Below are 24,816 nucleotides of genomic sequence, written 5' to 3' on the forward strand. Positions count from 1 at the left end.
GCCGTAACTAGGAAAGTGGGCCTGTGACCTTCTCCACCGCCTCGACCAACGCGCCCGAGGCGATCAGGCGCACGACCGACTCGATCTCGGGCGCGAGGAACCGGTCGGGACCGGGCCCCGGCACCGACTCCCGCAGCAGCGCCAGCGCCGCGCCGGTCCCCGGGGCGGGCCGGTGCGGCGCGCGCAGGTCGAGCGCGCGGGCGGCGGTGAGCGTCTCGATGGCGAGCACCCTGGTCAGCCCGTCGATCGCCGTGCGCAGCTTCCGCGCGGCCGACCAGCCCATGGAGACGTGGTCCTCCTGCATGGCCGAGGACGGGATCGAGTCGACGCTCGCCGGCACGGCCAGCCGCTTGAGCTCGGACACGATGGCCGCCTGGGTGTACTGGGCGATCATGTGCCCCGAGTCGACGCCCGGATCGTGCGCCAGGAACGCGGGCAGGCCGTGGCTGCGCGCGACGTCGAGCATGCGGTCGGTCCGCCGCTCGGCCATCGACGCGACGTCGGCCACCGCGATGGCGAGGAAGTCGAGGACGTAGCCGACGGGCGCGCCGTGGAAGTTCCCGTTCGACTCGACCCGGCCGTCGTGGAGGACGACCGGGTTGTCGATGGCCGACCGGAGCTCCCTTCCGGCGACGAGCGCGGCGTGGTCGGCGGTGTCCCGCGCGGCCCCCGCGACCTGGGGCGCGCAGCGGAGCGAGTAGGCGTCCTGGACGCGGGTGCAGGAGCCGTCGCGGTGGGACGCCATGATCCCCGAGTCCCCGAGCAGCGCCCGCAGGTTGGCGGCGGAGGCCCGCTGGCCCGGGTGGGGCCGTAGTCTCTGCAGGTCGTCGGCGAAGACGGCGTCGGTGCCGAGCAGCGCCTCGACGGACATCGCGGCCGAGACGTCGGCCGTCTTGAGCAGGTTGCGGAGGTCGGCGAGGGCGAGGATGAGCATGCCGAGCATGCCGTCGGTGCCGTTGATGAGCGCCAGCCCCTCCTTGGCGGCCAGCTCGACCGGCTCGATGCCGGCCTCCTTGAGGGCCTCTCCTGTGGGCCTGAGCGCGCCCTTCGCGTCTCTGACCCTCCCCTCACCCATGATCGTGAGGGCGACGTGGGCGAGCGGGGCGAGGTCGCCGGAGCAGCCGAGGGAGCCGTATTCGTGCACGACCGGGGTGATCCTGGCGTTGAGGAGGTCTCTGAGGACCTTGGCCGTCTCGGGGCGGACTCCGGTGTGGCCGGTGGCGAGGGTGCGGAGCCGGAGCAGCATCAGGGCGCGGACGACCTCGGTCTCGACCTCGGGGCCGTTGCCGGCGGCGTGCGAGCGGATCAGGCTGCGCTGGAGCTGGGCGCGGAGCTCCGGGTCGATGTGCCGGGTGGCGAGCGCGCCGAAGCCCGTCGAGACGCCGTAGGCCGGGGTGTCGCCTTCGGCCAGCTCCTCGATGCGGCCTCTGGCCGCGGCCATCTCGGCTATGGCGTCCTCGGTCAGGGTGACCTGGGCGCCTTGACGGGCTACGTGGACGACGTCCTCGAAGGTCAGGTCTCCGATCGGCACGACTTCGCTCATGGTGCTCCCTCAGCATGTCACTATCGTGGAGCATGTTAGCTCCTTACGCCTGTCATCGATTTGGGGGTCGGGCGAAGATTCGCTAGTGTTCTCTGCGTGGCCCGGGGAACCGGGAAGCACACGCGGAAGTGGCTCAGGGGTAGAGCATCACCTTGCCAAGGTGAGGGTCGCGGGTTCGAATCCCGTCTTCCGCTCGGAAGTTCGCTTGGACGATTAGCTCAGCGGGAGAGCGCTTCCCTGACACGGAAGAGGTCACAGGTTCAATCCCTGTATCGTCCACCAGATTAACGCAGGTCGCGAAGGGTTTCGGAGATTCTCCGGAGCCCTTTTTCGATCTTTGGGAGTCGCGGGGAGCCAACTCAGGCGGACTTACCCCGTGCTCCGAAGATCTCGTTCATCGCTGCCGCGCCTTGGGTGATCTCCGGGCTGAGTTGCCGTCGATGGACCGACTCTGTGACGCGGGTGCCGGCATGGCCGACGAGATCGGCGATCGTCTCGATACGGACACCGTGCGCGCTCATGATCGAGACGAAGGAGTGCCGGAGTTCGCGTGGTGTCCAGGTGCCGTCGAGGCCGGCGCTCGCGGTGATGCGCTGGAACGACTTGCGGACGTTGGCGGCATCCTTCGGGGTCCCGGTCCTGGTGGCGAACACCACGCCGTGTTCCTGCCACGCCTCGCCGGCGCGGAGCTTCTGTTTCGCCTGACGCGCGTGCCGGCGACGCAGGGCGGTCCCGACCTGGGTGGGGATTTCGAGGGTGCGGCGTGAGGCACGGGTCTTGGTGTCTCCCCCGACACGTTCGGCTCGCCTGTACTTACGCAATTCTCCGCATATCGCACCCGCCGCAGCGTGTTTACCGTCGTCCTCATGGACGCCCCCGACATCCTGTCGCCCGAGTTCGCCGCCGACCCCTATCCGCATTACGCGGTGCTGCGTGACCACTTTCCCCTCCTGTGGCACGAGGCGACCCAGACGTATCTGGTTTCCCGATACGAAGACGTCGCCAAGGCACTCAAAGAAGCGGGCAACCGCAACTACGAATGGCAACTCGAACCCGTGCACGGCCGCACCATCATCCAGATGGACGGCCGCGAGCACGCGACCAAACGGGCCCTGGTGACGCCGTCGTTCCGGGGCCGCGAACTCGCGACGAAGTTCGTCCCGGTCATCGAGAGGACCGCCGCCGGGCTGATCGAACCGCTGTCGGGCGTCGACGACCTCGTCTCCCGGTTCTCCACCCGCTATCCGGTCGGCGTGATCGTCGGCATGCTCGGCCTGCCGCCGCAGGACGAGCACCTGTTCCAGCGGTGGTACACCTCGGTCATCGCCTTCATCTCCAACCTGACCCAGGATCCGGCGGTCATCGAGGCCGGCGCGCGGACGCGGGAGGAACTGGCGGCGTACATGATCCCGATCGTCGAGGCCCGCCGGGCCGACCCCGGCGACGACCTGCTCTCCACGTTGTGCACCGCCGAGATCGACGGTGTGCGGATGACCAGCGAGGAGATCAAGGCGTTCGTCAGCATGCTGCTCGCCGCCGGCGGCGAGACCACCGACAAGGCCATCACCTGCCTGGTCCGCAACCTGCTCACCCACCCCGACCAGCTCGCCGCCGTGCGGAGCGACCCCGAACTGCTCGACCGCGCGTTCGCCGAGACCCTGCGGCACGACTCGGTGGTCCAGATGGTGATGCGCCAGCCCGAGACCGACCTCGAACTCTCCGGCGGCACCGTCCCGGCCGGTGGCACCGTGACCTGCCTGATCGCTTCGGCCAACCGCGACCCGTCCCGCTTCACCGACCCCGACGCCTTCGACCTGTTCCGCCCCGACCTCGACATGACCCGCGCCTACACCGCCGGCGCCAACCACACCGCCTTCGCCCTCGGCCGGCACTTCTGCGTGGGCGCCCAGCTCGCCCGGACCGAGATACGGATCGGGGTGACCATGCTGCTCGACCGCTTCCCCGGCCTGCGGCTGATGGAGGAGCCGCACGACGCCGGCGTGTTCACCCGAGCCCCGGAGAAGCTGCTCCTGGCGTTCGAATGAGCCCGAGCCGCTGGGCGCGGACGACGGCGGTGAGCCGGTCGGACGCGCCCAGCCTCCGGTAGAGCCGCTCCTGGTGCTTGTCGACGGTCCTGACGGAGATGCCCAGCCGATGCGCGATGGCGGTCGCGCCCAGCCCCTCGGCCATGAGGTTCAGCACGACCGTCTGACGCGGCGTGAGCCCCGCCTCCTGAGCCGCCTCCGGCAGCGCCCGCGTGTGCCGGTCGGCGGCGACCAGGAAGGGCTGCACCCGCGCGGCCACCGCGAGTTCCCGATCGGAGAAGCCGTCCCGCTCCCGCTGGATCGACAGGCCGCGGAACGGCCTGGACTGGAGCGGAATGGCGATCACGCTGGTCGTCCCGAAGACCTCACGCATCCGGGCCGCCACCGGATGCCCCCGCCACTGTCGCGGCGGCACCAGATCACTGATCCGCAGCGGCTCGGGCGACTCGGTGACGGCGTAGTGGACCGACAGCGGATGCCGCTTGACGATCACCGGATCGAGCCCGCTGCCCTGGCGCAGGTCGGCGGGGTCGATGTCGAGCAGCACCGACCGGCCCGAGGTGTAGTCGATGGCGGCCCGGGTGAAGACGTCGGCACCGAAGAGCGACCCGACGAACTCCCGCGCGATGAACGGCCAGACCGCCGAAGGGTCGCCGATCTCGAAGGCACCGGCGGCAAGGGTGATGATTCGCTCATAATCCCGGGCGGACACCATGCCGTCAGTGAATCATGGAAGTGCCTTTTTCTTATACCGCGATAAAGCACCATGGGAATCGGCGCTCATTATCGTCCGCATTCATGAGGGCCTTAATACAGATGATTTCCGCACACCCCTAGGGGAGCTCGGCGAAGCGCTCCACGTCGTCGGTCCGCCCGGAGATGAGGATCACGTGACCCCGCTGTGGAACCGCCCGCCGACCTCACCGTGGACCTGGTCTGGCTCCTGGTCGACGACCCGCCGCCCAATTGGCTGCCGCTACGCCCGGACCTGGACCCGACACTGGGCCCAGGTCCGGCTCGACTGCAGCTGACCGGCCGTATCGCTCGGTCGGCGCCGGCCGCAGACGTGGCCGATCCGGTGTCCGACCGTGCCGTCACGCACGCCGGCCGGGCACTGGCCCGCCGCCACCACCTGGCCTACGATGCGGCGGAGCGAGCGCTGCTCTGGGCCGCACACACGCTCCGGGCGGCCGCGCCGTCCGGGGCCGCCGGGACCGCTTGGGACCGGGCGGACCTGCCGCCCCGCCCCTGATCACGGGCCCCGGCGCGACAAGGGCTACGACTACTCCTATGTCCGGGCGTTCCTGCGCGGGCGCGGCATCGTCCCGCGCATCCCCGGCGCGGGATCGAGTCCAGTCGGAGGCTCAGCCACCACCACTGGATAGAGGAGCGGACCGTCTCCTGGCCGGCCGAGTTCCGGCGATTACATCGCCGCTATGAACGCCGCGCCGCCCACGTCGCTTCCTTCGTCGGCATCCCCTCTTTTGCTACCGCCAACTCACCAAATGAATTCACCGTCTTAGAAGTCGGCTTAGCAGGGGCCTTGGTCATCGACCATCACTGAGCTTTTTTCATCTGCGGGCGACTCGGTGTTTGTGAAGAACGGCGATGGCTTTGACCAGGTGACCGGCTTTGCACGGGCCGCACCATAACCGGTGCAGGATGCGCCGGCTTTTGAGTTGGGCGTTCACGCGTTCGCCTGGTCCGCGCAGCCGGGCGTGGGACCGGTTGGCCGCTTTCTGCGGCTCGGGCTTGTTCTTGCCCTTGCGCGGGGTGATCACCACGGCTTGCTTGTGGATGCCCTGGTAGGCCTTGTCGGCCGGGGTGCGGATCCCGGCCCGCGGGTGGCGCGGGATGCCCCAGATCCGGGCGGCGGTCAGGTCGTGCGTCTTGCCCGGCAATGCTCCCGACGTCCACACCACGCCACCGTCTGCTCCCGATCGGGCCTCCCCTGCGGACAGCGGGACTACCCTGCCCCGCTGCCCGGCGCGGGCCCTACTCGATCAGTCGACGCACATCGCGGTGTGCGTGGACTGGAAGACCCAGGTGCCGCCGCCCGGGGAGGCGTAGGTCAACATCGCGGAATAGGTCCCGGCGTCGCAGTCGTGGCCGACGGCGAGGACGGCCGCGCGGGACCGCTGGTGGGCCGCCGCGAGCCCGGCCGCGTAGGTGCTGCCCGCTCCCACGGCGGTGGCGCTGCGGGGGGTGTCATAACCGTCGGCGTGTGCGGCCACGGGCGCGGTCGCCAGGCCGGCCGCCACCACCGCTGAGACGAGGCCGAGCCGGCGGAGCCGAGTAACTCTTCGCATGCTTCTCCTACAGGACGGATCATTCGATCGCCTGAGGATAAATTTCAAACGGACCGCGACGAAGACGGCATTGGCCGGAATCCGGCTCATCATGCTGTTTCTCGTGATGGAGCATGTAATTTACAGCCGGACGATGCGGGGTCCGTCATCGGCGCGGAATTCTTCGGGCAAGTGCCCGGCCTGTATTGGAGAGTCCTGCCGCCCGGCCAGGCCATCATGATCGGAAAGACGTGATTCGCCGGGAAGAACGGCCAGCTCGTCAATTCCGGTGGACCGGGGCCGTTCGGCCGCGCCCCGGGGTCGGGTCGCGGGTACAGCGGATCGATCAAGCCGTCCGAGCCGGACACGGCGAAAGGTGCGCTTCAAGCTCACGCTCGACGCCTGGCTGCCGCCCGAGCGCCTGGTGGCGGACGTCGCCGGGGCGGCCTGCGGCTGGGACCGAGAGGACCTCCGCACCGGGGTGCGAAGGTCTCCGTCAAGGCGCCCTCGGCCGGCGCGGTCTCGATCTGCCGGGTCCGCGCGGGGAAGGCCGGTCTCATGTCATGGAGGGACCAGCGCCGCCAGCGGCACGTGGTGCTGGCCCGCGTGGATGTCCCGGTCATGCAAACTCCCCTGGGCCACCCGCCGGGGGAAGGAGATCTTCACCACGTTGAGCGCGGGGATGCGGAAGATCTGCACGGTCGCCGGGTCGACTCCGTACAGGCCGCCGACGACCTGCTCGTTGATGAACCCCTGGTCCGCGACGGTCGTGTAGTCCTCCGCCGTACGCATGAACAGTTCCATGGTCACCCAGAACGGCCCGGCGTTCTTGGACCGTACCTCCAGAGCCAGTTCACCCAGCGTGGTGCTCAACGGGGCGCTCCCTCGATCTCGATGCGGAACAGGGCGGTGGGGTCGTCGACGTCCACGACGTGGTTGAGCGTGAACTGGTAAGTGGCCCCGCGTTCGGTCTCGGCCGGGGAGGTCGCGAAGGCCAGGCTGGGCAGGTGGTCCATGTCGGGGGTCGGCAGGTGCAGCATCAGCGGGTTGGCGATCTTGGCGATCGCGGTGGCGGTGGCCTGGTCCGCGGCGTTGACCAGCAGCATCACGCCGACCTCCCGGGGCGGGCCGGACGCCGGGTCGAGGCCGCCCAGCACGGCGTTGTACCCGTACGGGCGGATGTCCACGGCGTAGTCGTCAGGGCCGAGGTCGAGGGTCTGCCTCACCCGCGAGGCGAGGACCTCGTGCATCAGCGCGAGCCACTCGTCGATCCCGGCCAGGATGTGGGGGTCGCGGATGGCGGTGAACGACATGGTCTCGTAGCCGGTGACGCGGGCGCCTTCGAGCTTGACCGTGTACTGGCCGGCGAACTCGAAGCGGGAGCCTTCGACGCGTACCCGCCGGTCGTCGAGCGCCGTGTAGACGGCGTCGGTGACGACCAGGGTGCCGGCCGGTTCCCGCATCTCGAAGGGGTTGACCGTCTCGTAGAGCATGTGGGCCGCCACCGACGTCGTCGTGCACGCCGCGGTGGGGTCGAGCGGTTCGATGACGAAGCCGTCGAGGTCGATGGTGGCGAGCACGCCGCCCGCGCGCGGGTTGGTGGTGCACTGGCCGCCGCACTCGATGATCTTGGACGCGTGCCAGGTGGGGCCGGGCGGCGCGCCCTTCATCAGCGGGTACGCGGCGGCGACGGCCGTGTCGGTGGCGCGGCCGGCCAGCACGACGTCGGCTCCGGCCGACAGGGCGGCCGCGATGGGTTCGTGGCCCATCATGCCGACGATGTGGGTGCAGTCGTCGAGGGTGGCGGCGTCGAGGTCGCCCATCGGGGGCAGCGGGTGGATGCGGCCCTCGTCCAGGTGCTCCTTGAGGGCGGCGGCGGTCTGTTCGCTGTAGACGCGGGCGACCCGCAGGGTCAGGTTCTCCTCCCGCAGGATCGTCTCGGTGATGCCGGCGACCCAGTCGACGCCGGAGTCGGTGCCGCTGGTGCCGCACGAGCCCACGATCAGCGGGATGCCCGCTTCGGCCGCGGCGCGCAGGAGGTGGCGCAGGTCGCGGGCGACGGCGGCGGCGCTCGTCTTGGCCGTTCCGGAGCCGAGGTAGTGGGGCCCCGAGTCGGTGGACCCTCCGTCGACGGCGATCACGTCGGCTCCGAGGGCCAGTCCCCTGTCGATGGTCTCCGGCGGGAAGCCGGCCCCGAGCATGCCGCTGGGGACCAGGATCCTGATCACATCATCCTCATCTCTCTAGCAGGTGGGCGTTGAGCGAGGATCGTGGACGTCCCCGCAGTGCGGCGATCAGTTCGCGCGCGCCCTCCAGGCCGGCGGACCGCCTGGCTTCGGCCGTCTGCCCGGCCAGGTGGGAGTACACGGTGATGCCGGGCACGTCCCGCAGCGGGCTGCCGGCCGGGAGGGGCTCGACACCGGTCACGTCGAGGGCGGCGCCGGCGAGGCGTCCCGCGCGCACGGCGGCGGCCAGGGCCGTCTCGTCGACGATCGCGCCCCGCGCGGTGTTGATCAGGTGTGCCGTCGGCTTCATCCGGGCGAGCGCGGCGGCGTCGATCAGGTGCCGGGTCTCCGGTCTGAGGGCGGTGTGCACGGACAGGAAGTCGGCCGTGGCCAGCAGTTCCGGCAGGTCGACGAAGCGCACGCCGGAGTCGCGGCGGTGGTCTTCCGGCACGCCGGTCGTACAGAGTACGGAAAGTCCGAAAGCGCGGGCCAAGGGCACCACGGCCCGTGCCGCCGCGCCGTAGCCGAGCAGGCCCAGTGTCTTTCCGCGCAGTTCGGCACCGTCGTCGCGGGGCCAGTGACCGGCCCGGACCCCTTCGGCGACGGGCACGAGCCGGCGGGCCTGGGCCAGCAGCAGGGCCATCGTGTACTCCGCCACCGCGTTGGCGTTGACGCCCGGCAGGTTGCTCACCGAGACGCCCGCGCGGGTCGCGGCGGCGACGTCGACGGAGTCGTGTCCCACGCCGGTGCGCACGACCGCGCGGAGTGTGGGGGCCTTGGCGAACACCTCGGCCGTCATCGGCTCGTTGGCGATCAGGGCGCCCGCGCAGCCCGCGAGGATCGCGACGAGTTCGTCGCGGTCGCGGACGCCGCGCAGCGGGTGGTGGCGGGTGGTGAGACCGGCCGCGCGCAGGAGGCCGTCCACCTCGTCGCCGGGCGTCAGGTAGTCGGTCGTCACCAGGACGGCGGTGCTCATCGGGCCTTCTCCAGCCGGTCGGCGCGGAGGACCAGCACGACGGCGGCGGCGGCCAGGACCGCGATGTGCAGGAGCATCAGACGCCATCCGGTGAGGTCGACCGCCAGGCCGACGACGGCCGGTCCGGCGAATCCCCCGCCGGCCCAGCCGACCGTGTAGAGACCGGTGTACGTGCCCAGCACGCGGCTCGACGGAGCCAGGTTCCACAACACGACGACCGCGTTGACGATGAAGGCGGCGGCGCCGGCCGTGCCCAGGCACAACGCCACGACGGTGACCGCCGTGACCGGGACGGCGGCGCCGAGCAGCAGGCCCGCGACGAAGAGGGTGATCCCACCGGCCATGACCCGCAACCGCCCGAACCGCTCGGCCAGCAGCGCGGCCGGGAAGGCCGCCAGGATGAACACGATGCCGCTCGGCAGCGTCAGCCCGCCCGCCTCGCCGTCGGACAGGCGCAGCACCTCCACCCCGTACGGGGTCATCAGCGAGCGCGAGGCGAACCACGCTCCCCCGAAGACGAACACCGCGGCGATCAGCAGCAGCCTTCTCCGGTCGGGGGCGAACACCAGGTCGGCGACGACGGCCCGGGTCGTGATCCTGGCGTCGCGGGGGCGCGGGCCGGTCGCGTCCTCGGCGAGGGCGGCCTGGTAGGCCGGGGAGGTGTTGTCGCGCACGCCCCGGACCAGCACCGCGGCGGCCACCAGCATGAGCCCGGCGGGCACGGCGAAGGCGAGTTCGGGATGGTCGTCGACGAGCAGCAGGCTGACCAGCGCGGCGACGACCGTGGTCAGCGCCGAGGCGATCTTCACGACGGCGTTGGCGCGGCTGCGGCGGTCGGGTCCGATGAAGTCGGGCATGAGCGATTCGCTGACGGGTTTGAAGCTGTTCATCACCAGCGCGTACAGGAAGATGACCAGGATCAGCCAGCCCAGCGAGCCGACCAGCGGGATGAGCAGGAACAGCGCGGCCCCGAGCGGCATCATGACCGCCAGGTAGGGGATGCGCCGGCCCCAGGCGGTGCGGGTGTTGTCGGACCGGTTGCCCATGTAGGGCTGGATGAAGATGCCCAGCAGGTTGTCCATGCCCATGAGAAGGCCGATCACGGCGGCGCCGGCGATGTGGTCGCGCAGCAGTTCGGGCACCCGGTTGTCGTAGAAGTTCCAGGTCGACTCCTGGGCGAACACCGCCAGGGCCACGTAGAACGTGATCCTCCGGGTGCCCTGGGCCGGGTTCGCCATGGCGTCCTCCTCGTTGTGACAGCAGTCACACTATTTGCCATAGCAAAATTGTCAACAGATAGCATCGAGTGATGCCATTGCCCCTGTTATCGTGATCGGCATGATGGTCACGCGCGCCGACGCCGTCTACCAGGCCCTTCGCGAGGAGATCGGCACCCGCTCCCTCCGGCCGGGTCAGAAGGTGACCGAACGAGGGCTGGCCGAGCGGCTCACGGTCAGCCCGACCCCCGTGCGCGAGGCGCTCGTGCGGCTCGAACACGAGGGCCTCATCGAGCGCACCGGTCCCCGCACGGTCGTGGTGGCCGACATCGCCGAGCGCGCCGTCGACGACCTGGCCGAGGTCGAGATAGGGCTGCGGGGCCTGGTGGCCAGGTTCGCGGCCCGCAACGCCACCCCCGAGCAGCTCGACACGCTCGACACGATCCTCGACGCCGCCGACGACCTGCTGATCGTCATCGTCAACCGGCGCCGCAACGGCGAGAACGTCGAGCGTCACGTCAGCGCGCTGCTCGACCGCATGGAGGAGTTCAACGACGCGGTGAACGCGTGCGCGGCCAACCCGGTGCTGATCCGGCTGCTCGAACAGTCCCGGGTCTTCTCCCGGCCCGAACGCCGGGCGCTGCGCCTGGAGAAGATCGCCGGGGACGAGCGGTTCGGTCTCGACCGGTACGCCGGTCACCGCGCCCTGGTGCGCGCCCTGCGGCAGGGCGACCCGGTGACCGCCGAGCGGCTGGTCATCGACGACGCCCAGGGCGGCCTGGCCGCGCTGCGCGGGGGCGAGCGATGACGGCCCACCGGATCGCCGTGATCCCCGGCGACGGGATCGGCACCGAGGTCGTGCCAGAAGGGCTGAGAGCCCTGGCGGCGACCGCCGGGGTGTTCGGCCTGGACCTGCGGTTCGACCACTTCGACTTCGCCAGCGCCGCCTACTGGCAGCGGCACGGCACCATGTTGCCGCCCGGCTGGCAGGAGACCCTCGGCTCCTACGACGCGATCTTCTTCGGCGCCGTGGGGTGGCCCGAGGTCGTGCCCGACCACGTCTCGTTGTGGGGCAGCCTCCTGCGGTTCCGGCGTACCTTCGACCAGTACGTCAACCTGCGTCCCTGCCGCCTGATGCCGGGCGTGCGCAGCCCGCTGGCCGGGCGCGGGCCGGGTGACGTCGACTTCGTAGTCGTCCGGGAGAACACCGAAGGCGAATACTCCAGCGTCGGCGGGCGGGTCTTCGAGGGCACCGAGCGCGAGATCGTGCTCCAGGAGACGGTGATGACCCGCGTGGGCGTCGACCGCGTGCTCCGCTACGCCTTCGAGCTGGCCGAACGGCGGCCGGCCCGGCACCTCACCTCGGCGACGAAGAGCAACGGCATCTCGATCTCGATGCCCTACTGGGACGAACGGGTCGAGGAGATGGCGAGACGCTTCCCCGGGGTCGCCTGCGACAAGCGGCACATCGACGCGCTGGCGGCCGACTTCGTCCTGCACCCCGACCGGTACGACGTCGTGGTGGCCAGCAACCTGTTCGGCGACATCCTGTCCGACCTCGGCCCCGCCTGCACCGGCACGATCGGCATCGCCCCGAGCGCGAACATCAACCCCGACCGGGCACACCCCAGCCTCTTCGAGCCGGTGCACGGCTCCGCGCCCGACATCGCCGGCCGCGGGATCGCCAACCCGATCGGGCAGATCTGGTGCGCCTCGATGATGCTCGACCACCTCGGCCACCCCGACGCGGCGGCCCACCTGCTGGGCGCGATCGAAGACGTGCTCGCGGCGGGCCCGGACGAGGCCCCGCTCACCCCCGACCTGCACGGCCGGGGCACCACGACGGAACTGGGCCGGGCGGTCGCCGCCCGGGCCGGGCAGCGCTAGAGGAGCATGACCATGGACGCGGACGTCATCATCGTGGGCGCGGGCCTGGCCGGGCTGGTCGCGGCGCAGGAGCTGACCGGCCGGGGGAAGAAGGTGGCGCTGGTCGACCAGGAGAACGCCGCCAACCTGGGCGGGCAGGCGTACTGGTCGTTCGGCGGGCTGTTCCTGGTGAACTCGCCCGAGCAGCGCCGCCTGCGGGTGCGCGACTCCGTCGAGCTGGCCTGGAGCGACTGGCAGGCGAGCGCGGGGTTCGACCGTCTCGACGACGAGGACGCGTGGGCGGTGCGCTGGGCCCGCGCGTACGTCGAGTTCGCGGCGGGTGAGAAGCGGTCGTGGATCGACGCCCAGGGCATCAAACTGACCCCGGTCGTCGGGTGGGCCGAGCGCGGCGCCCTGCGGGCCGACGGTCACGGCAACTCGGTGCCCCGTTTCCACGTGGCCTGGGGCACCGGCACGGGCGTGGTCGGCCCGTTCACGCGCAGCGCCCAGCGGGCGGCCGAGGCGGGGCTGCTGACCTTCCACCACCGTCATCGGGTCGACGAGCTCGTCGTCTGCGACGGGGCCGTCACCGGCGTGCGCGGGAGCGTGCTGGCCGACGACGACTCGCCCCGCGGCGTGAGTTCCAGCCGCGAGGTGACGGGCTCGTTCGAGCTGACCGCGCAGGCGGTCATCGTCAGCAGCGGCGGCATCGGCGGCGACCACGACCTGGTGCGCCGCTACTGGCCCGACCGGCTGGGCAGCGCCCCGCGGCACATGATCACCGGCGTGCCGGCCCACGTCGACGGCCGCATGCTGGCCATCAGCGCGAAGGCGGGGGCCCGGATCGTCAACCCCGACCGGATGTGGCACTACACCGAGGGCGTGCAGAACTGGGACCCCGTCTGGCCCGGACACGCGATCCGCATCCTGCCGGGCCCGTCGTCGATGTGGTTCGACGCGCTGGGCCGCCGCCTGCCCGAGCCGTGCCTGCCCGGCTACGACACGCTCGGCACCCTCCGGCACCTGCGCACCGATCCCGACATCGCCCGCTACGACCACTCCTGGTTCGTGCTCACCCAGAAGATCCTGGAGAAGGAGTTCGCGTTGTCGGGCTCGGAGCAGAACCCCGACATCACCAACGGCGACCGGAGGGCGGTGTTGCGCAGCCGCGTCTTCGGCAAGGGCGCCCCCGCCCCGGTCGACGCCTTCAAGCGGCGCGGCGCGGACTTCGTCGTGGCCGCCACACTGGACGAACTGGTGGCGAAGATGAACGGCCTGACCGGCGAGGCCCTGCTCGACGCCGGCCTGATGCGCCGCCAGATCGTGGCCCGAGACCTCCAGGTCGGCAACCCCTACAGCAAGGACGCCCAGGTCCAGGGCATCCACAACTCCCGGCGTTTCCTCGGCGACCGCCTCAGCCGCACCGCCGCGCCGCACCGCCTCCTCGACCCGCAGGCCGGTCCCCTGATCGGGGTCCGGCTGCGCGTCCTGACCCGCAAGAGCCTCGGCGGGCTCCAGACCGACCTCGACTCCCGCGCCCTCGGCGCCGACGGCCGTCCCGTCCCCGGCCTGTACGCGGTGGGCGAGGCCGCCGGGTTCGGCGGCGGCGGCCTGCACGGCTACAACGCGCTGGAGGGCACCTTCCTCGGCGGCTGCCTGTTCTCCGGCCGCCAGGCCGGGCGGGCCGCCGCCGAGGCGGCCGGGTGAACGCCGCGCCGGGTCAGCCCTGCGTGAGCGGGGCGAGCTTCGGGTCGTTGGCGTACGACTCGGCGGCGTTGTCCTTGGTCACGATGACCGGCGGGAGCAGATAGGCCGGGACGACCTTCTGGCCGTTGTCGTAGGAGTCCTTGTCGTTGATGGTCGGCTCGTTTCCGGCCTGGAGGGACTTGACCATGTTGATGGTCTCGGCGACCAGCTTGCGGGTGTCCTTGTTGATCGTCGAGTACTGCTCCCCGGCCATGATCGACTTGACCGACTCGACCTCCGAGTCCTGGCCGGTCACGACGGGGATGTCCTTGCCGGCGCCCTTGACCGAGGTGATGATCGCGCGGGCGAGCGTGTCGTTCGGCGACAGGACGCCGTCGAGCTTCTTGTCGCCGTTGTAGGTCGAGGTCAGCAGCGAGTCCATACGCTGCTGGGCGTTCTCGGCCTTCCAGCCCTGGATCGCGGTCTGCTTGATGTCGGTCTGGCCGGAGCCGACGACGACGTCGCCCTTGTCGATCAGCGGCTGGAGCACGTCCATCGCGCCGTTGAAGAACACGCCCGAGTTGTTGTCGTCGGGCGAGCCGGAGAACAGCTCGACCGTCCACGGGCCCTCGGGCTTCTCGGCCTTCATGCCGTCCAGGAGCGCCTGGCCCTGGAGCTGGCCGACCTTGAAGTTGTCGAAGGCGATGTAGTAGTCGACGTCAGGGGTGTTGGTGATCAGCCGGTCGTAGGCGATGACGGTCGCGCCGGCCTCCTTGGCCTGCTTGACCTGGGTGGTGAGCTGCGCGGCGTCGGTGGCGCCGATCACGATGACCTTGGCGCCCTTGGTGACCATGGCGGAGATCTGGGCCTGCTGGTCGGCGACGGTGGTGGAGGCGCCCGCGTACTGGACGTCCGAGGTGAAGCCCGCCTCCTTGAGCCCGTTGGTGAACAGGTCACCGGCGAGCACCCAGTTCTCGGAGGTCTTGGACGGCAGGGCCACCCCGATGAGGGCGTCGGCGGCGAAGCCCTTGGCGGGCGCGGCGCCGGCGCCGGTGTCGGCTGCGGGTGCGCCCTCCCGCTCGGTGGCGCAGGCGCCCAGAGTGAGCAGCGCCGCGGCGCCGATCAACGCGACGCTCCTGGTCAGATATTTCCGCATTGTGAAACGAGCCCTTCTGGGGATGTGATGTCACGAGCGTGTGGGGAACACGCCCGGGAGGTGGTCAGCCGGCGACCGGAGCCTTGTCGGCGTCCGACGACGGGGAGGGTCGATCGGTCGGGGGTGGGGGATCGTCCCGGCGGAAGGGGCGCATCAGCGAACCGATGATCGAGAAGCGCCCCTGGCTCTTGTTGTAGACGTCGAAGGCCACCGCGAGCAGCAGGACCAGGCCCTTGATGATCTGGACCAGGTCCGAGCCGACGCCTTCGAGCTGCAGGCCGTTGTTCAGCAGGGCCATGACCAGGCCGCCGACGATCGACCCGCTGATGGTGCCGAGGCCGCCCGAGACGGCCGCGCCGCCGATGAAGACGGCCGCGATGGCGTCGAGTTCCCAGCTCAGGCCGTCTTGGGGGCCGGAGGCCGACGACCGCGCCACGAAGATCATCCCGGCCAGCGCGGCCAGGACGGACATGTTCATCATGACGAGGAAGTTGACCCGCCGCAGCTTCACGCCGGACAACTCGGCGGCGCGCGAGTTGCCGCCCACCGCGTAGATGTGCCGGCCGCCGATGGTGTTGCGGGTGTAGTGGGAGTACGCCAGCACCAGCACGATCAGGATGATGCCGGAGATCGGCAGGCTGGTGCCGACCCGGCCACCGGCGAAGCGCAGCGTGGCGAACACGATGACGCCGACCATGACCGCCATCCGCAGCACCGAGATCCACATCGGCGCGACGTCGGCGTTCATCTCGCGCCGGGTCTGGCGGGCCTTCAGCTCCCGCCAGATCACGCCCGCGCACGCGGCCAGGCCGAGCAGCAGCGTCAGGTTGTTGTAGCCGGTGTTCGGGCCCACCTCGGGCAGGAACCCGGCGCCGATCGTGCGGAAGCCCTCCGAGACCGGGACCGTGTCGGCGTTGCCGATGTACTGGTTGCCGCCGCGGAACAGCAGCATGCCGGCCAGCGTGACGATGAAGGCCGGCACGCCGACGTAGGCGACCCAGAAGCCCTGCCAGGCGCCGATCAGCGCGCCGACGGCCAGCCCGAGCAGGATGCCCACCGGCCAGGGCAGGGAGAACTCCTGCATGGCCTTGGCCACCACGATGCCGGTGAAGGCGGCGACCGAGCCGACCGACAGGTCGATGTGCCCGGCCACGATCACCATCAGCATGCCGATGGCCAGGATGAGGATGTAGGAGTACTGGCTGACGACGGCGATGAGGTTGCCCGAGGTCAGCGTCAGGCCGTCGGTCCAGATCTGGAACAGCAGCACGATGGCCACGAGCGTGAAGATCATGCCGAACTGGCGGGCGTTGGAGGTGGTGCCCCCGAACAGGTTCTTCTGGAGGTCTTTGATTCGGCTCATCGGACCTGGGTCTTCTTGGTAGAGGTCATCTGTTTCATGAGGAGTTCCGGGTCGGCCTCGGCGCGGGGGACCTCGCCGGTGACCGAGCCCTCGAAGACCGTGTAGACGCGGTCGCACAGGCCGATGAGCTCGGGCAGCTCCGAGGAGATGACGATGACGCCCTTGCCCTGGTCGGCGAGCCGCTGGATGATCCCGTAGATCTCGTACTTGGCGCCCACGTCGATGCCCCGGGTGGGCTCGTCGAGGATCAGCAGGTCGGGGTCGGTGAACATCCACTTGGCCAGCACGACCTTCTGCTGGTTGCCGCCCGACAGCTTGGTCACGCCCTCGTCGACGCTGGGCGTCTTGACCCGCAGGCTCTGGCGGTATTCCTCGGCGTAGCGGTACTCGCGCACCGGGTCGATGACGCCGTGGCGGGCGACCTTCGACAACTTGGCCGCGACCATCGAGGTCTTGATGTCGTCGAGCAGGTTGAGCCCGATGGCCTTGCGGTCCTCGCTGACGTAGGCCAGGCCGTGCTCGATGGCGTCGGACACCGTGCGGAGCTGGACCTCCTCTCCGTCCTTGAAGATCCGGCCGCTCAGGTAGACGCCGTAGGAGCGGCCGAACAGGCTCATCGCCAGCTCGGTGCGCCCGGCGCCCATGAGGCCGGCGAACCCGACGATCTCGCCGCGCCGCACGTTGAAGCTCGACCCCTTGCACACCAGCCGGTCGGCGGAGATCGGGTGGCGGACCGTCCAGTCGCGCACCTCGAAGAAGACCTCGCCGATGCGGGGCGTGTGCTCGGGGAAGCGGCTGTGCAGCTCGCGGCCGACCATGCCGCGCACGATCCGGTCCTCGTTGACGCCGTCGGCCTTGACGTCGAGGCTCTCGATCGTGCGGCCGTCGCGCAGGATGGTGATGGTGTCGGCGATGGCCTCGATCTCGTTCAGCTTGTGGGAGATGATGATCGAGGTCACGCCCCGGTCGCGGATGCCGCGCAGCAGGTCGAGCAGGTGCCGGGAGTCGGCCTCGTTGAGCGCCGCGGTGGGCTCGTCGAGGATGAGCAGCTTCACGTCCTTGGCGAACGCCTTGGCGATCTCGACGAGCTGCTGCTTGCCGACGCCGATGTCCTTGATGAGGGTGTCGGGGTCTTCGTCGAGGCCGACCTGCTCCATCAGTTCCAGCGCCCGGCGCTGCGCCGCCTTCCAGTCGATCCCGCCCCGCTTGCGCGGTTCGTTGCCGAGGAAGATGTTCTCGGTGATCGACATGCCCGGCACCAGCGCGAGCTCCTGGTGGATGATGACGATGCCCGCGTTCTCGCTCGCGCGGATGTCGGAGAAGCGCACCCGCTCGCCCTGGTAGACGATGTCACCGGTGTAGGTGCCGTGGGGATGGACGCCGCTGAGCACCTTCATGAGCGTCGACTTGCCGGCGCCGTTCTCCCCGCAGATCGCGTGGATCTCGCCCCGCCGGACCTCCAGGTTCACGTCGGCCAGCGCGGTGACACCGGGGAACGTCTTGGTGATCGACCGCATCTCCAGCAGGACCGGTGCGCTCGTCATGGACGAATCTCCCTGGTCACAACTTGCCTCACTTGTTTCATGACTTAGTTGTTAGAACTATCCGAAGGACCATAAATCCATTGGATTTACTAAGTCAACGCTCTGGTGCAGACTGTGACCCGACAGACGAGCAGGAAGGACCCTGAGTGCGACAGGCAGGTACAAATCTCCCCAAAGTGGGACGATACAACCAGGCTGTGGTGCTGGACCAAATCCAGCTCGCCGACGGCATCAGCCGGGTCGAGATCGCCGAGCGCACCGGGCTCACCCCGCAGACCGTCTCAGGAATCGTCCGCCGGCTCATCGGCGAGGGCATGGTGCGGGAGGACGGCGCCAGCCGGGTCCTCAACGGAGGCAAGCCGCGCACCACGCTCCGGCTCAATCCCGACGCGCGCGCGGCGGTCGGGGTGCACTTCGACCCCGTGAAGCTCACCTGCACAGTGGTCGACCTGCTCGGCCGGCCGCTGGCCGTGCGGCGGCGGCCGGTCAGCTCGGGCACCGACCCGGCCGACGTCGTCGCCGCGATGGCCGCGCTCGTCGACGAGGTGCTGGCCGAGTCGCAGGTGCCTCCCGGCCGGGTGCTGGGCGTGGGCCTGGCCGCGCCGGGGCCGCTCGACCAGAACCGCGGCCTCATCGTGGCCCCGCCCCAGCTCGCGAACTGGACCCGCGTGCCGGTGCAGCGCATGCTCGCCGAGGCCACCGGGCTGCCCGTGACGCTCGACAACGACGCCACCGCCGCCGCCGTCGCCGAACGGTGGTCGGGCGCGGGCAAGGGGGTGGCCCACTTCGCCTACCTCTACTTCGGCACCGGCATCGGCGGCGGGCTCATCCTCAACCACCAGGTCTACCGGGGCGGTTCGCTGAACGCCGGCGAGTTCGGCCACTCCACCGTGCTCGCCGACGGACCCGAGTGCTACTGCGGCAACCACGGCTGCCTCGAACGCCTCGTCAACCCGTCGGCGCTGGTGGCCCGGACGCACGAGAAGCTCGCCGCCGGGCGGCCCAGCGTGCTCGCCGAACCCTTCGCCGCCGACCCGGCCGCCGTCGACCACGCCGCGGTCCTGCTCGCGGCGGCCGGCGGAGACCCCCTCGCGGGCGAGGTCGTCGACGAGGCCGCCCGCCACGTGGCCTCGGTCGCCGTCAGCGTCGCCAACTTCGTCGACGTCGACCTCATCGTCCTGGGCGGCCACGGCATCGAGCACGTCGAAGACCGGTTCGCCGCCGCCGTCGCCGACGCGTTGTCCACCCGGCCGCTGTCGCGGCACATCCGGATCGTCGAGGTGGCCGCCTCACCCCTGGGCGCCGACGCCGCCGTGGTCGGGGCGGCGACGCTCGTCCTGCACACCACCTACTCGCCGCAGTTGTCGGCCTTCCTGTCGCACTGACCCCCGGCGATGCCGCTGGTGCCCGGCCACGGCCGGCCCGATTCGTTCTGGCGCCGCCAGAAGGTCATCCCGCTTCGCCGGTGACATCGCCGGCCGCCGCGGGCCAGGCTCGACCACACGGCCGACGTCATGCGGGCGACCGAACCGGCCCGTGGCGGCCACTTCGCCGCGTTCGAGGAGCCCGAGGCCGCCCTACCGGGCCGCGACCACGGGCCGAACGGGTCAGACGACCGTGCAGGGGACGCCGTTGAGGGTGAACGCGCCCGGTTCGGCGGTGTTGCCGGTGTGAGTGGCCTGGAAGCCGACGTCGATGGTCGCGCCGGGCGCGATCGTGGCGTTGTGGCTCACGTTGCGGGCGCTGACCTGGCCGCTGGAGGGCGAGTAGGTCGCGTTCCAGCCCCCCGAGATCACCTGCCCGGAGGGCAGGGTGAAGACCAGGGTCCAGCCGTCGACCGCCGACGAGCCGGTGTTGGTGATGCTGATGTTGGCGGTGAAGCCGTTGTTCCAGGCGTTCATCGTGTACGCCACCCGGAACTGCCCGGTGCCGCCGCTGGGCGACGGCGTCGGGGTGGGCGTGGGGGTCGGCGTGGGGGTGGGCGACGGCACCGGGCCGGTGCTGGTCACGAAGGTCGTCACGCTGCGGGCGGGCAGGTTGACGGTGAGGGAGCCGTTCGTCATGGCCGTCGTCCCCTGGGGCGCGACGTTCCGGCTCGCGTCGGTCACCCAGGACGACGCGCTGGAGGCGGTGCTGTTGGCGATGGTGAACTGCTGGCTCACCGCCGAGGTGTTCTTGTTGATGGCGACGATGACGACCGTGCCGCCGCTGCGGTAGGCCGACACGTAGACGTTGGAGGCCGGGGTGGCCGTCGCGTTGACGCGCACGTAACCGGGGCGGACGAACCTGGCGTAGTGGGCCATCATCGCGCCGCGTTTGCTGATCTGGCCGTCTTCGCGCATGGGGCCGTAGCTTCGCCGGATGTACCACCAGACGTACATCTGGAACTCCGCGTCGACCATGGCGCGGTGGATGTGCTCCCCCACGTCCAGGGCCTGCGGCCACAGGTCGGCCGAGTCGCTGCTGTTGGGGTAGTAGACCTCGGTCATCCACAACTCTTTGCCCGCGCCCCGCTGCTGGTACAGCGGGTAGGGGAAGTTCGAGTACGAGGTGCCGTAGAGGTGGGCGCCGATGACGTCGACGTTGGCCAGCGCGGTGGCGTCGTTGAGGATCGGGTCGGACATGTTCTTCAGATACTGGAACGACTCGGGCGCGATGACGCGGGTGTTGATCGAGCCGGCGTTCTCCCGCAGGAAACGCACCATCTCTGCGGGGGTCCACCACGTCCAGTCGTGGGCGTAGTCGGGCTCGTTCTGCACCGATATGGCGTAGAGGTTCACGCCGTTGTTGCGCATGTAGGTGCTGAAGTCGTTGAGGTGCTGGGCGTAGGCGGCGTAGGCGTTGTAGCGCAGGCGCTTGGCGTTGGTCTGGGTGCCGCGCGTGAAGGTCTCGATCATGGAGGCCGGCGGGTTCCACGGCGAGGCGAAGACCAGCACCCCCAGTTCGACCGCGCGCCGGGCCGTGGCCAGGTCACGGCCGAAGTCGGCCTGGCTCTCCGGCACGGGGATCCGCAACACCGAGAACCCCAGGCGGCCCTCACCGGTGCCGAACGCCGTCTCCCGCTGGGCGGAGGTCAGGTCGCCGATCCACGCGGCGTGGGCCATGCCGCCGAAACCCCGGATCGTCTGCCGCTGCGCCGACGGGTCGATGACCGCCGTGGCGGCCGCCGCCTCGGTGGCGCCGACGACCGTCGCCGCCGCCGTGATCACCGGCAGGGTTCCCATCGTGGTCAGGACGGATCTGCGGCTCAGCAGACTCCGCCCGCGGCTCTCCGACTCGTGCTGATCGTCCATCATCTCGTCTCCGGCATCGTGCTGGGGTCCTGTTACCGCAAACATGAGCGCTCCGTCAGCGGGAGCGTCAAACAGGACCCGGGCCGACCTGCCGACACGCTGTGCGAATCCGGAGAGGGTCGTGAAAATTTCACCGAATACCGCAGGGCAGAGCCCGAAAAAGTCGCGTCAGCCGCCCGGGGGTGACGCCGTGCTCCCCCGGATCATCAGTTCGGTGCCCAGTTCCACCCGCCGCTGCTGGAGCCGCTCCCCCGTGGCCAGCTTGATCAGCATCTCGGCGGCCGTGGACCCCATCTCGGCCAGGGGCTGCCGGACGGTCGTGAGCGGCGGATTGAGCCACCGCCATGGAGCCATGTCGTCGAAACCCACCACACTGAGGTCGTCGGGGATGCGCAGCCCGAGCTCGTGGGCCGCCCGGTAGACGCCGATGGCCATTCCGTCGTTGGCCGTGAAGATCGCGCTCGGCGGGTCGGGGAGCTCCAGCAGTCCGCGGGCGTGCACGACCCCGTCCTCGATCTGGAAGGACCCCCGGCGGATCAGGCCGGGATCGACCAGGATCCCGGCGGCGTCCAGCGCGGTGCGGTAACCGTCGAGACGGGCTCGGCTGGAGAAGGCGAACTCGGGGCCGGTGATCATGGCGATCCGGCGGTGCCCCAGTTCGAGCAGGTGGCGGGTGGCCTCCAGGCCGCCGCTCCAGTTGGTCGCCCCGACCGACGGCACCCCCCGGCCCGGATCGCCCGCCGGATCGAGCACCACCAGGGGCATGTCGCGCGTGGCCAGCAGCAGGCGCTGCTCCTCGGTCGGGCCGGAGAACACCGTGATGATCCCCGCGGGACGCCGGCCGAGCACCTCCTTGATCCACCGCTGACCCGGGACGTGCTGACCGGCGAGCTCGGACACGATCACGTTCACGCCGTGGTTCGCCGCCGCCGCCCGGACGCCCTTGACGATCTCTATCGGATATTCGCCGGCCAGCTCGTGGAAGACGACCTCCACCAGGCCCGCCGGCTTGATGCGCCGGCGCTGCCGCCGCAGCCCCCGCTCCTGGATGAGGGCCTCGACCAAGGCCCGGGTCTCGGAGCCGACTTCGGAACGGCCGTTGACGACCTTGGAGACGGTGGCCACCGAAACACCCGCCAGTTCGGCGATCTCGGCGAGGGTCAGAGCGTCAGCGGGAGCCGGATCGGCGTGAGGGACATCCTCGGTCGAGGTCATACCGGAACTTTACCGGCATACTTTCGGCCGGAACACGCCTTCGTTTCCGCTGCTCCCCGGTCATGGCCGATGCATGAGCTCGACTCCTGGCCGAACGATGATCTGAAAAGTATCGAATTCGGTCAGAAAAGTTTTCGCTGACCAGGATCCGCCCATGGCAGCGCCGGAGCAGAAACTTGGCGAAAGATCCCTTCAACTAAGACCGAAAACAGTGGTTGCCAACACGTTACTTCTGTGAAATTTTCACTTGCGCGGGCAACATGGCGCGATCTCCACCCGGGCGAATGCCCAGGCTAGAACGTCGCCCATGACATCGCCCAGGTCAGCGAGGGGCGATGACTCGTTGACCCCTGATCGGACCGTCGGATGTACTCCGCGTCGACGCACCACCGCAGGAGGGCAATGGAGATCTGCGTCCAGAAATGTTTGCGATAACACGACGCTCCGTGGCCTCGCCTCCGAACCCCTCAAGGAAGCCGCATGCCCCCCACTGCGATAACCATCGCTCCCGCGGTCCCGCTAACACTCGTCGTCGCCGCGACCCGCTCCCGCGCCTGATCTCCCGACGGGGAGACGCCCTCCGCACGTCCCGCCGCGTGCCGGCAATCGTGCACAACCAGCAGAAAGGGAATTTCCTGTGACCCTGAGCCGCAGGCAGTTCGGCAAGACCGCCCTGACGACGGCCGCCCTGGCGACCGCCGGCGTGGCCGGCTTCCCCCGCGCCGCGTGGGCGGCCAACACCGCCTACGTCTTCGCCTACTTCACCGAGACCCCCAACCAGTCGGCCTCCAACTACGGCCTGCACCTGGCGGTCAGCCGCGACGGCCTCAACTGGTCGCCCCTCAACCAGAACAACCCCGTCGCCACCCCCACCGCCGGGCAGCAGGGGCTGCGCGACCCGCAGGTGTTCCGCAAGGCCGACGGCACCTTCGTGGTGATCGCCACCGACCTCAAGGGCCTCAACTTCGGCACCACCAGCCAGTATCTGCACGTCTGGGACTCGGTCGACCTGACCGGTTTCACCGGTTACCGCCGCCTGCGCATGCACACCACCACTGGTCACACCTGGGCACCCACGGTGTTCCGCGACAACTCGCGCGGCCAGTACGGCATCGTCTACTCGTTCAACACCGGCGGACGCGACGTCCTGGCGGTCAACTACACCAGCGACTTCCAGACGGTCGGCGCGCAGCAGACCTTCTTCAGCCCGAGTTTCAACGTGCTCGACGGCGACATCGTCGTCGACGGCGCGACCACGTACCTCTACTACAAGAACCTCAACGACGGCCTTCTCTACGGCGCGCGTTCCTCCACCGGCCAGCCGAACAGCTTCACCACGTACACCAGCGGCCTGCGCATCGGCAACGCCATCGAGGCCCCGCTGCTGCTCAAGACCAACGAGGGCGGCTGGCGACTGTGGGGCGACTCCTTCAGCCCGGTCAACAACGACTACTACCTCTGGACGTCGTCGAACATCACCGCCAACGCGTGGACCGCCGCGAGCCAGCGCGACTACACCCCGCCGCTCAACTCCAAACACGGCTCCATCGCCGGCATCACCGACGCCGAGTACAACGTGCTGGTCTCCCGGTGGGGACTGCCGAGCTGGGTCAGGCTCAAGTCGTACAACCTCCCCGACTACTTCGTGCGGCACGCCAACCGCGTCGGGCGCATCGACCCCTACCCCTTCGACCCGCACCGTGAGCAGTTGTGGCGCATGGTGCCCGGCCTGGCCGACGCCAACGGCGTGTCCTTCGAGGCGATCACCGCGCCCGGCAACTACCTGCGGCACAACAACTACGCGATCAGGCTCGACCCCAACGACAACACGGCGACGTTCCGCGCCGACGCGACCTTCCACCGGGTGGCCGGGCTCGCCGACGGCAATTGGACGTCGTTCCGGTCGCACAACTTCCCGACCCACCACCTGCGGCACCAGGGCTACGTGTTGCGCATCGACCCGGTCAGCGCCTCCTCCAGCGCGGCGGACCGTCAGGACGCGACCTTCCGCATTACGTCATGAGTCGAATGTTATCGCTAACAGACCTGGCTCCGGAGAGCTGACGCCGGTCGGCACCCGAACCGGTCCCGGCCGTGCGGAGGGGGAGCGCTCAGCGCGGCCGGGACCCTCCACTTCCGCCATCACCGCCCGAAAGGGACGACACGTGAGACCACTTCTCCGCCGCCTGGTCCTGCTGGCCATGAGCGCGCTTCTGCTGGTGACGCTGGCGCCGGCCTCGGCCAACGCCGACAACCCCATCGTGCAGACGATCTACACCGCCGACCCCGCGCCGCTCGTGCACAACGGCCGTGTGTACCTCTACACCGGCCACGACGAGGACGGTTCCACCTACTTCACGATGCGTGACTGGCGGGTCTATTCCTCCTCCGACATGGCG

21 protein-coding genes, 2 tRNA genes and 2 pseudogenes are annotated in these 24,816 nt (G+C 69.8%); 11 read left to right on the forward strand and 14 right to left on the reverse strand.

The window, feature by feature from the left end; all coding sequences use genetic code 11:
- Nucleotides 1-7 precede the first annotated feature (7 nt).
- Complete coding sequence (gene hutH, locus AW273_RS28000) at nt 8-1,543, reverse strand: histidine ammonia-lyase (protein WP_062354325.1); 1,536 nt, start codon at nt 1,541-1,543, stop codon at nt 8-10.
- A 122-nt stretch (nt 1,544-1,665) separates the two neighbouring features.
- Between hutH and AW273_RS28005 the strand changes: the two genes are divergently transcribed.
- Nucleotides 1,666-1,737: transfer RNA gene (locus tag AW273_RS28005), tRNA-Gly, on the forward strand.
- A 13-nt stretch (nt 1,738-1,750) separates the two neighbouring features.
- A tRNA-Val gene (locus tag AW273_RS28010) sits at nt 1,751-1,825 on the forward strand.
- Nucleotides 1,826-1,902: 77 nt separating this feature from the next.
- On the opposite strand, the gene AW273_RS28015 is transcribed toward AW273_RS28010, so the two are convergent.
- Nucleotides 1,903-2,463 carry a tyrosine-type recombinase/integrase gene (locus AW273_RS28015; protein WP_083950108.1) on the reverse strand — a complete coding sequence of 187 codons (561 nt, stop codon included), beginning with the start codon at nt 2,461-2,463 and terminating at the stop codon, nt 1,903-1,905.
- On the opposite strand from AW273_RS28015, the gene AW273_RS28020 reads away from it, so the two are divergent.
- Nucleotides 2,410-3,588 carry a cytochrome P450 gene (locus AW273_RS28020; protein ID WP_062354330.1) on the forward strand — a complete coding sequence of 393 codons (1,179 nt, stop codon included), beginning with the start codon at nt 2,410-2,412 and terminating at the stop codon, nt 3,586-3,588. The two genes, AW273_RS28015 and AW273_RS28020, sit on opposite strands and share 54 nt — an antisense overlap.
- Here AW273_RS28020 and AW273_RS28025 read toward each other — a convergent pair.
- On the reverse strand, nt 3,548-4,303 hold the full coding sequence (locus AW273_RS28025; RefSeq protein WP_062354333.1) for a helix-turn-helix transcriptional regulator: 756 nt from the start codon (nt 4,301-4,303) through the stop codon (nt 3,548-3,550). The two genes, AW273_RS28020 and AW273_RS28025, sit on opposite strands and share 41 nt — an antisense overlap.
- 363 nt (nt 4,304-4,666) lie before the next feature.
- Between AW273_RS28025 and AW273_RS37535 the strand changes: the two genes are divergently transcribed.
- On the forward strand, nt 4,667-4,840 hold the full coding sequence (locus tag AW273_RS37535; RefSeq protein ID WP_157556232.1) for a hypothetical protein: 174 nt from the start codon (nt 4,667-4,669) through the stop codon (nt 4,838-4,840).
- A 72-nt stretch (nt 4,841-4,912) separates the two neighbouring features.
- Nucleotides 4,913-5,038 (forward strand): annotated as a pseudogene (locus AW273_RS39500) (IS5/IS1182 family transposase); the annotation flags it as partial.
- A 121-nt stretch (nt 5,039-5,159) separates the two neighbouring features.
- Here AW273_RS39500 and AW273_RS28035 read toward each other — a convergent pair.
- The 6 genes from AW273_RS28035 to AW273_RS28060 form a co-directional block, all read right to left on the reverse strand.
- On the reverse strand, nt 5,160-5,510 hold the full coding sequence (locus AW273_RS28035) for a transposase family protein (protein WP_198168399.1): 351 nt from the start codon (nt 5,508-5,510) through the stop codon (nt 5,160-5,162).
- A gap of 81 nt (nt 5,511-5,591) precedes the next feature.
- Nucleotides 5,592-5,897, reverse strand: a complete 306-nt coding sequence (locus tag AW273_RS28040) for a hypothetical protein (protein ID WP_062354341.1) — start codon at nt 5,895-5,897, stop codon at nt 5,592-5,594.
- A 540-nt stretch (nt 5,898-6,437) separates the two neighbouring features.
- On the reverse strand, nt 6,438-6,749 hold the full coding sequence (locus tag AW273_RS28045; RefSeq protein ID WP_062354344.1) for a DUF4387 domain-containing protein: 312 nt from the start codon (nt 6,747-6,749) through the stop codon (nt 6,438-6,440).
- Nucleotides 6,746-8,104, reverse strand: coding sequence for an acyclic terpene utilization AtuA family protein (locus AW273_RS28050; protein ID WP_198168400.1), 1,359 nt, complete (start codon nt 8,102-8,104; stop codon nt 6,746-6,748). Before AW273_RS28050 ends, AW273_RS28045 begins: the two co-directional genes overlap by 4 nt.
- A 7-nt stretch (nt 8,105-8,111) precedes the next feature.
- A complete protein-coding gene (locus AW273_RS28055; RefSeq protein ID WP_062354347.1) occupies nt 8,112-9,077 on the reverse strand; it encodes a phosphoglycerate dehydrogenase in 966 nt (321 codons plus the stop codon).
- Entirely contained in the window at nt 9,074-10,315 is a 1,242-nt protein-coding gene (locus AW273_RS28060) for an MFS transporter (protein ID WP_062354349.1), read from the reverse strand. The genes AW273_RS28055 and AW273_RS28060 overlap by 4 nt, the downstream gene beginning before the upstream one ends.
- A gap of 100 nt (nt 10,316-10,415) precedes the next feature.
- On the opposite strand from AW273_RS28060, the gene AW273_RS28065 reads away from it, so the two are divergent.
- From AW273_RS28065 to AW273_RS28075, 3 genes are read left to right on the forward strand one after another with little or no spacing between them, the layout of a single operon-like run.
- The gene (locus AW273_RS28065; protein ID WP_157556235.1) at nt 10,416-11,102 is read left to right on the forward strand and encodes a GntR family transcriptional regulator; all 687 of its coding nucleotides are present in this window, start codon (nt 10,416-10,418) and stop codon (nt 11,100-11,102) included.
- Entirely contained in the window at nt 11,099-12,181 is a 1,083-nt protein-coding gene (locus AW273_RS28070; RefSeq protein WP_062354355.1) for a tartrate dehydrogenase, read from the forward strand. Before AW273_RS28065 ends, AW273_RS28070 begins: the two co-directional genes overlap by 4 nt.
- A 12-nt stretch (nt 12,182-12,193) precedes the next feature.
- The gene (locus AW273_RS28075; RefSeq protein WP_062354358.1) at nt 12,194-13,867 is read left to right on the forward strand and encodes an FAD-binding dehydrogenase; all 1,674 of its coding nucleotides are present in this window, start codon (nt 12,194-12,196) and stop codon (nt 13,865-13,867) included.
- 13 nt (nt 13,868-13,880) lie between these two features.
- Here AW273_RS28075 and AW273_RS28080 read toward each other — a convergent pair whose 3' ends face one another.
- The 3 genes from AW273_RS28080 to mmsA all read right to left on the reverse strand — a co-directional run bounded on the left by AW273_RS28080 (nt 13,881) and on the right by mmsA (nt 17,909).
- Nucleotides 13,881-15,002: a substrate-binding domain-containing protein gene (locus AW273_RS28080; RefSeq protein WP_062354361.1), complete on the reverse strand. Its 1,122-nt coding sequence runs from the start codon at nt 15,000-15,002 to the stop codon at nt 13,881-13,883.
- A gap of 64 nt (nt 15,003-15,066) precedes the next feature.
- Nucleotides 15,067-16,365, reverse strand: coding sequence for a multiple monosaccharide ABC transporter permease (mmsB, locus tag AW273_RS28085; protein ID WP_062354364.1), 1,299 nt, complete (start codon nt 16,363-16,365; stop codon nt 15,067-15,069).
- Entirely contained in the window at nt 16,362-17,909 is a 1,548-nt protein-coding gene (mmsA, locus tag AW273_RS28090) for a multiple monosaccharide ABC transporter ATP-binding protein (RefSeq protein ID WP_062354366.1), read from the reverse strand. Before mmsA ends, mmsB begins: the two co-directional genes overlap by 4 nt.
- A gap of 197 nt (nt 17,910-18,106) precedes the next feature.
- On the opposite strand from mmsA, the gene AW273_RS28095 reads away from it, so the two are divergent.
- On the forward strand, nt 18,107-19,294 hold the full coding sequence (locus AW273_RS28095; RefSeq protein WP_198168401.1) for an ROK family transcriptional regulator: 1,188 nt from the start codon (nt 18,107-18,109) through the stop codon (nt 19,292-19,294).
- Between the two features lie 222 nt (nt 19,295-19,516).
- On the opposite strand, the gene xynC is transcribed toward AW273_RS28095, so the two are convergent.
- Nucleotides 19,517-21,205 (reverse strand): glucuronoarabinoxylan endo-1,4-beta-xylanase XynC, encoded by a 1,689-nt coding sequence (xynC, locus tag AW273_RS28100; RefSeq protein ID WP_062354371.1) that lies wholly within the window; start codon nt 21,203-21,205, stop codon nt 19,517-19,519.
- Nucleotides 21,206-21,370: 165 nt separating this feature from the next.
- Entirely contained in the window at nt 21,371-22,417 is a 1,047-nt protein-coding gene (locus tag AW273_RS28105) for a LacI family DNA-binding transcriptional regulator (RefSeq protein WP_062354374.1), read from the reverse strand.
- A 637-nt stretch (nt 22,418-23,054) separates the two neighbouring features.
- Between AW273_RS28105 and AW273_RS28110 the strand changes: the two genes are divergently transcribed.
- Both AW273_RS28110 and AW273_RS28115 read left to right on the forward strand, forming a co-directional pair.
- A complete protein-coding gene (locus AW273_RS28110; RefSeq protein ID WP_062354377.1) occupies nt 23,055-24,440 on the forward strand; it encodes a glycoside hydrolase family 43 protein in 1,386 nt (461 codons plus the stop codon).
- A 142-nt stretch (nt 24,441-24,582) separates the two neighbouring features.
- A pseudogene (locus AW273_RS28115) lies at nt 24,583-24,816 on the forward strand (glycoside hydrolase); the annotation flags it as partial.

It is taken from the genome of Herbidospora yilanensis, from assembly GCF_001570565.1.
Lineage (GTDB): Bacteria > Actinomycetota > Actinomycetes > Streptosporangiales > Streptosporangiaceae > Herbidospora > Herbidospora yilanensis.

Coding starts and splice junctions, on each gene's coding strand:
- AW273_RS28020 (WP_062354330.1), top strand. CDS start 2,410: ATGGACGCCCCCGACATCCTGTCGCCCGAGTTCGCCGCCGACCCCTAT.
- hutH (WP_062354325.1), bottom strand. CDS start 1,543: ATGAGCGAAGTCGTGCCGATCGGAGACCTGACCTTCGAGGACGTCGTC.
- AW273_RS28075 (WP_062354358.1), top strand. CDS start 12,194: ATGGACGCGGACGTCATCATCGTGGGCGCGGGCCTGGCCGGGCTGGTC.
- xynC (WP_062354371.1), bottom strand. CDS start 21,205: ATGATGGACGATCAGCACGAGTCGGAGAGCCGCGGGCGGAGTCTGCTG.
- AW273_RS28015 (WP_083950108.1), bottom strand. CDS start 2,463: ATGCGGATAGGGGTCGGCGGCGAACTCGGGCGACAGGATGTCGGGGGC.
- AW273_RS28105 (WP_062354374.1), bottom strand. CDS start 22,417: ATGACCTCGACCGAGGATGTCCCTCACGCCGATCCGGCTCCCGCTGAC.
- AW273_RS28055 (WP_062354347.1), bottom strand. CDS start 9,077: ATGAGCACCGCCGTCCTGGTGACGACCGACTACCTGACGCCCGGCGAC.
- AW273_RS28060 (WP_062354349.1), bottom strand. CDS start 10,315: ATGGCGAACCCGGCCCAGGGCACCCGGAGGATCACGTTCTACGTGGCC.
- AW273_RS28025 (WP_062354333.1), bottom strand. CDS start 4,303: ATGGTGTCCGCCCGGGATTATGAGCGAATCATCACCCTTGCCGCCGGT.
- mmsB (WP_062354364.1), bottom strand. CDS start 16,365: ATGAGCCGAATCAAAGACCTCCAGAAGAACCTGTTCGGGGGCACCACC.
- AW273_RS28070 (WP_062354355.1), top strand. CDS start 11,099: ATGACGGCCCACCGGATCGCCGTGATCCCCGGCGACGGGATCGGCACC.
- AW273_RS28065 (WP_157556235.1), top strand. CDS start 10,416: ATGATGGTCACGCGCGCCGACGCCGTCTACCAGGCCCTTCGCGAGGAG.
- mmsA (WP_062354366.1), bottom strand. CDS start 17,909: ATGACGAGCGCACCGGTCCTGCTGGAGATGCGGTCGATCACCAAGACG.
- AW273_RS28080 (WP_062354361.1), bottom strand. CDS start 15,002: ATGCGGAAATATCTGACCAGGAGCGTCGCGTTGATCGGCGCCGCGGCG.
- AW273_RS28040 (WP_062354341.1), bottom strand. CDS start 5,897: ATGCGAAGAGTTACTCGGCTCCGCCGGCTCGGCCTCGTCTCAGCGGTG.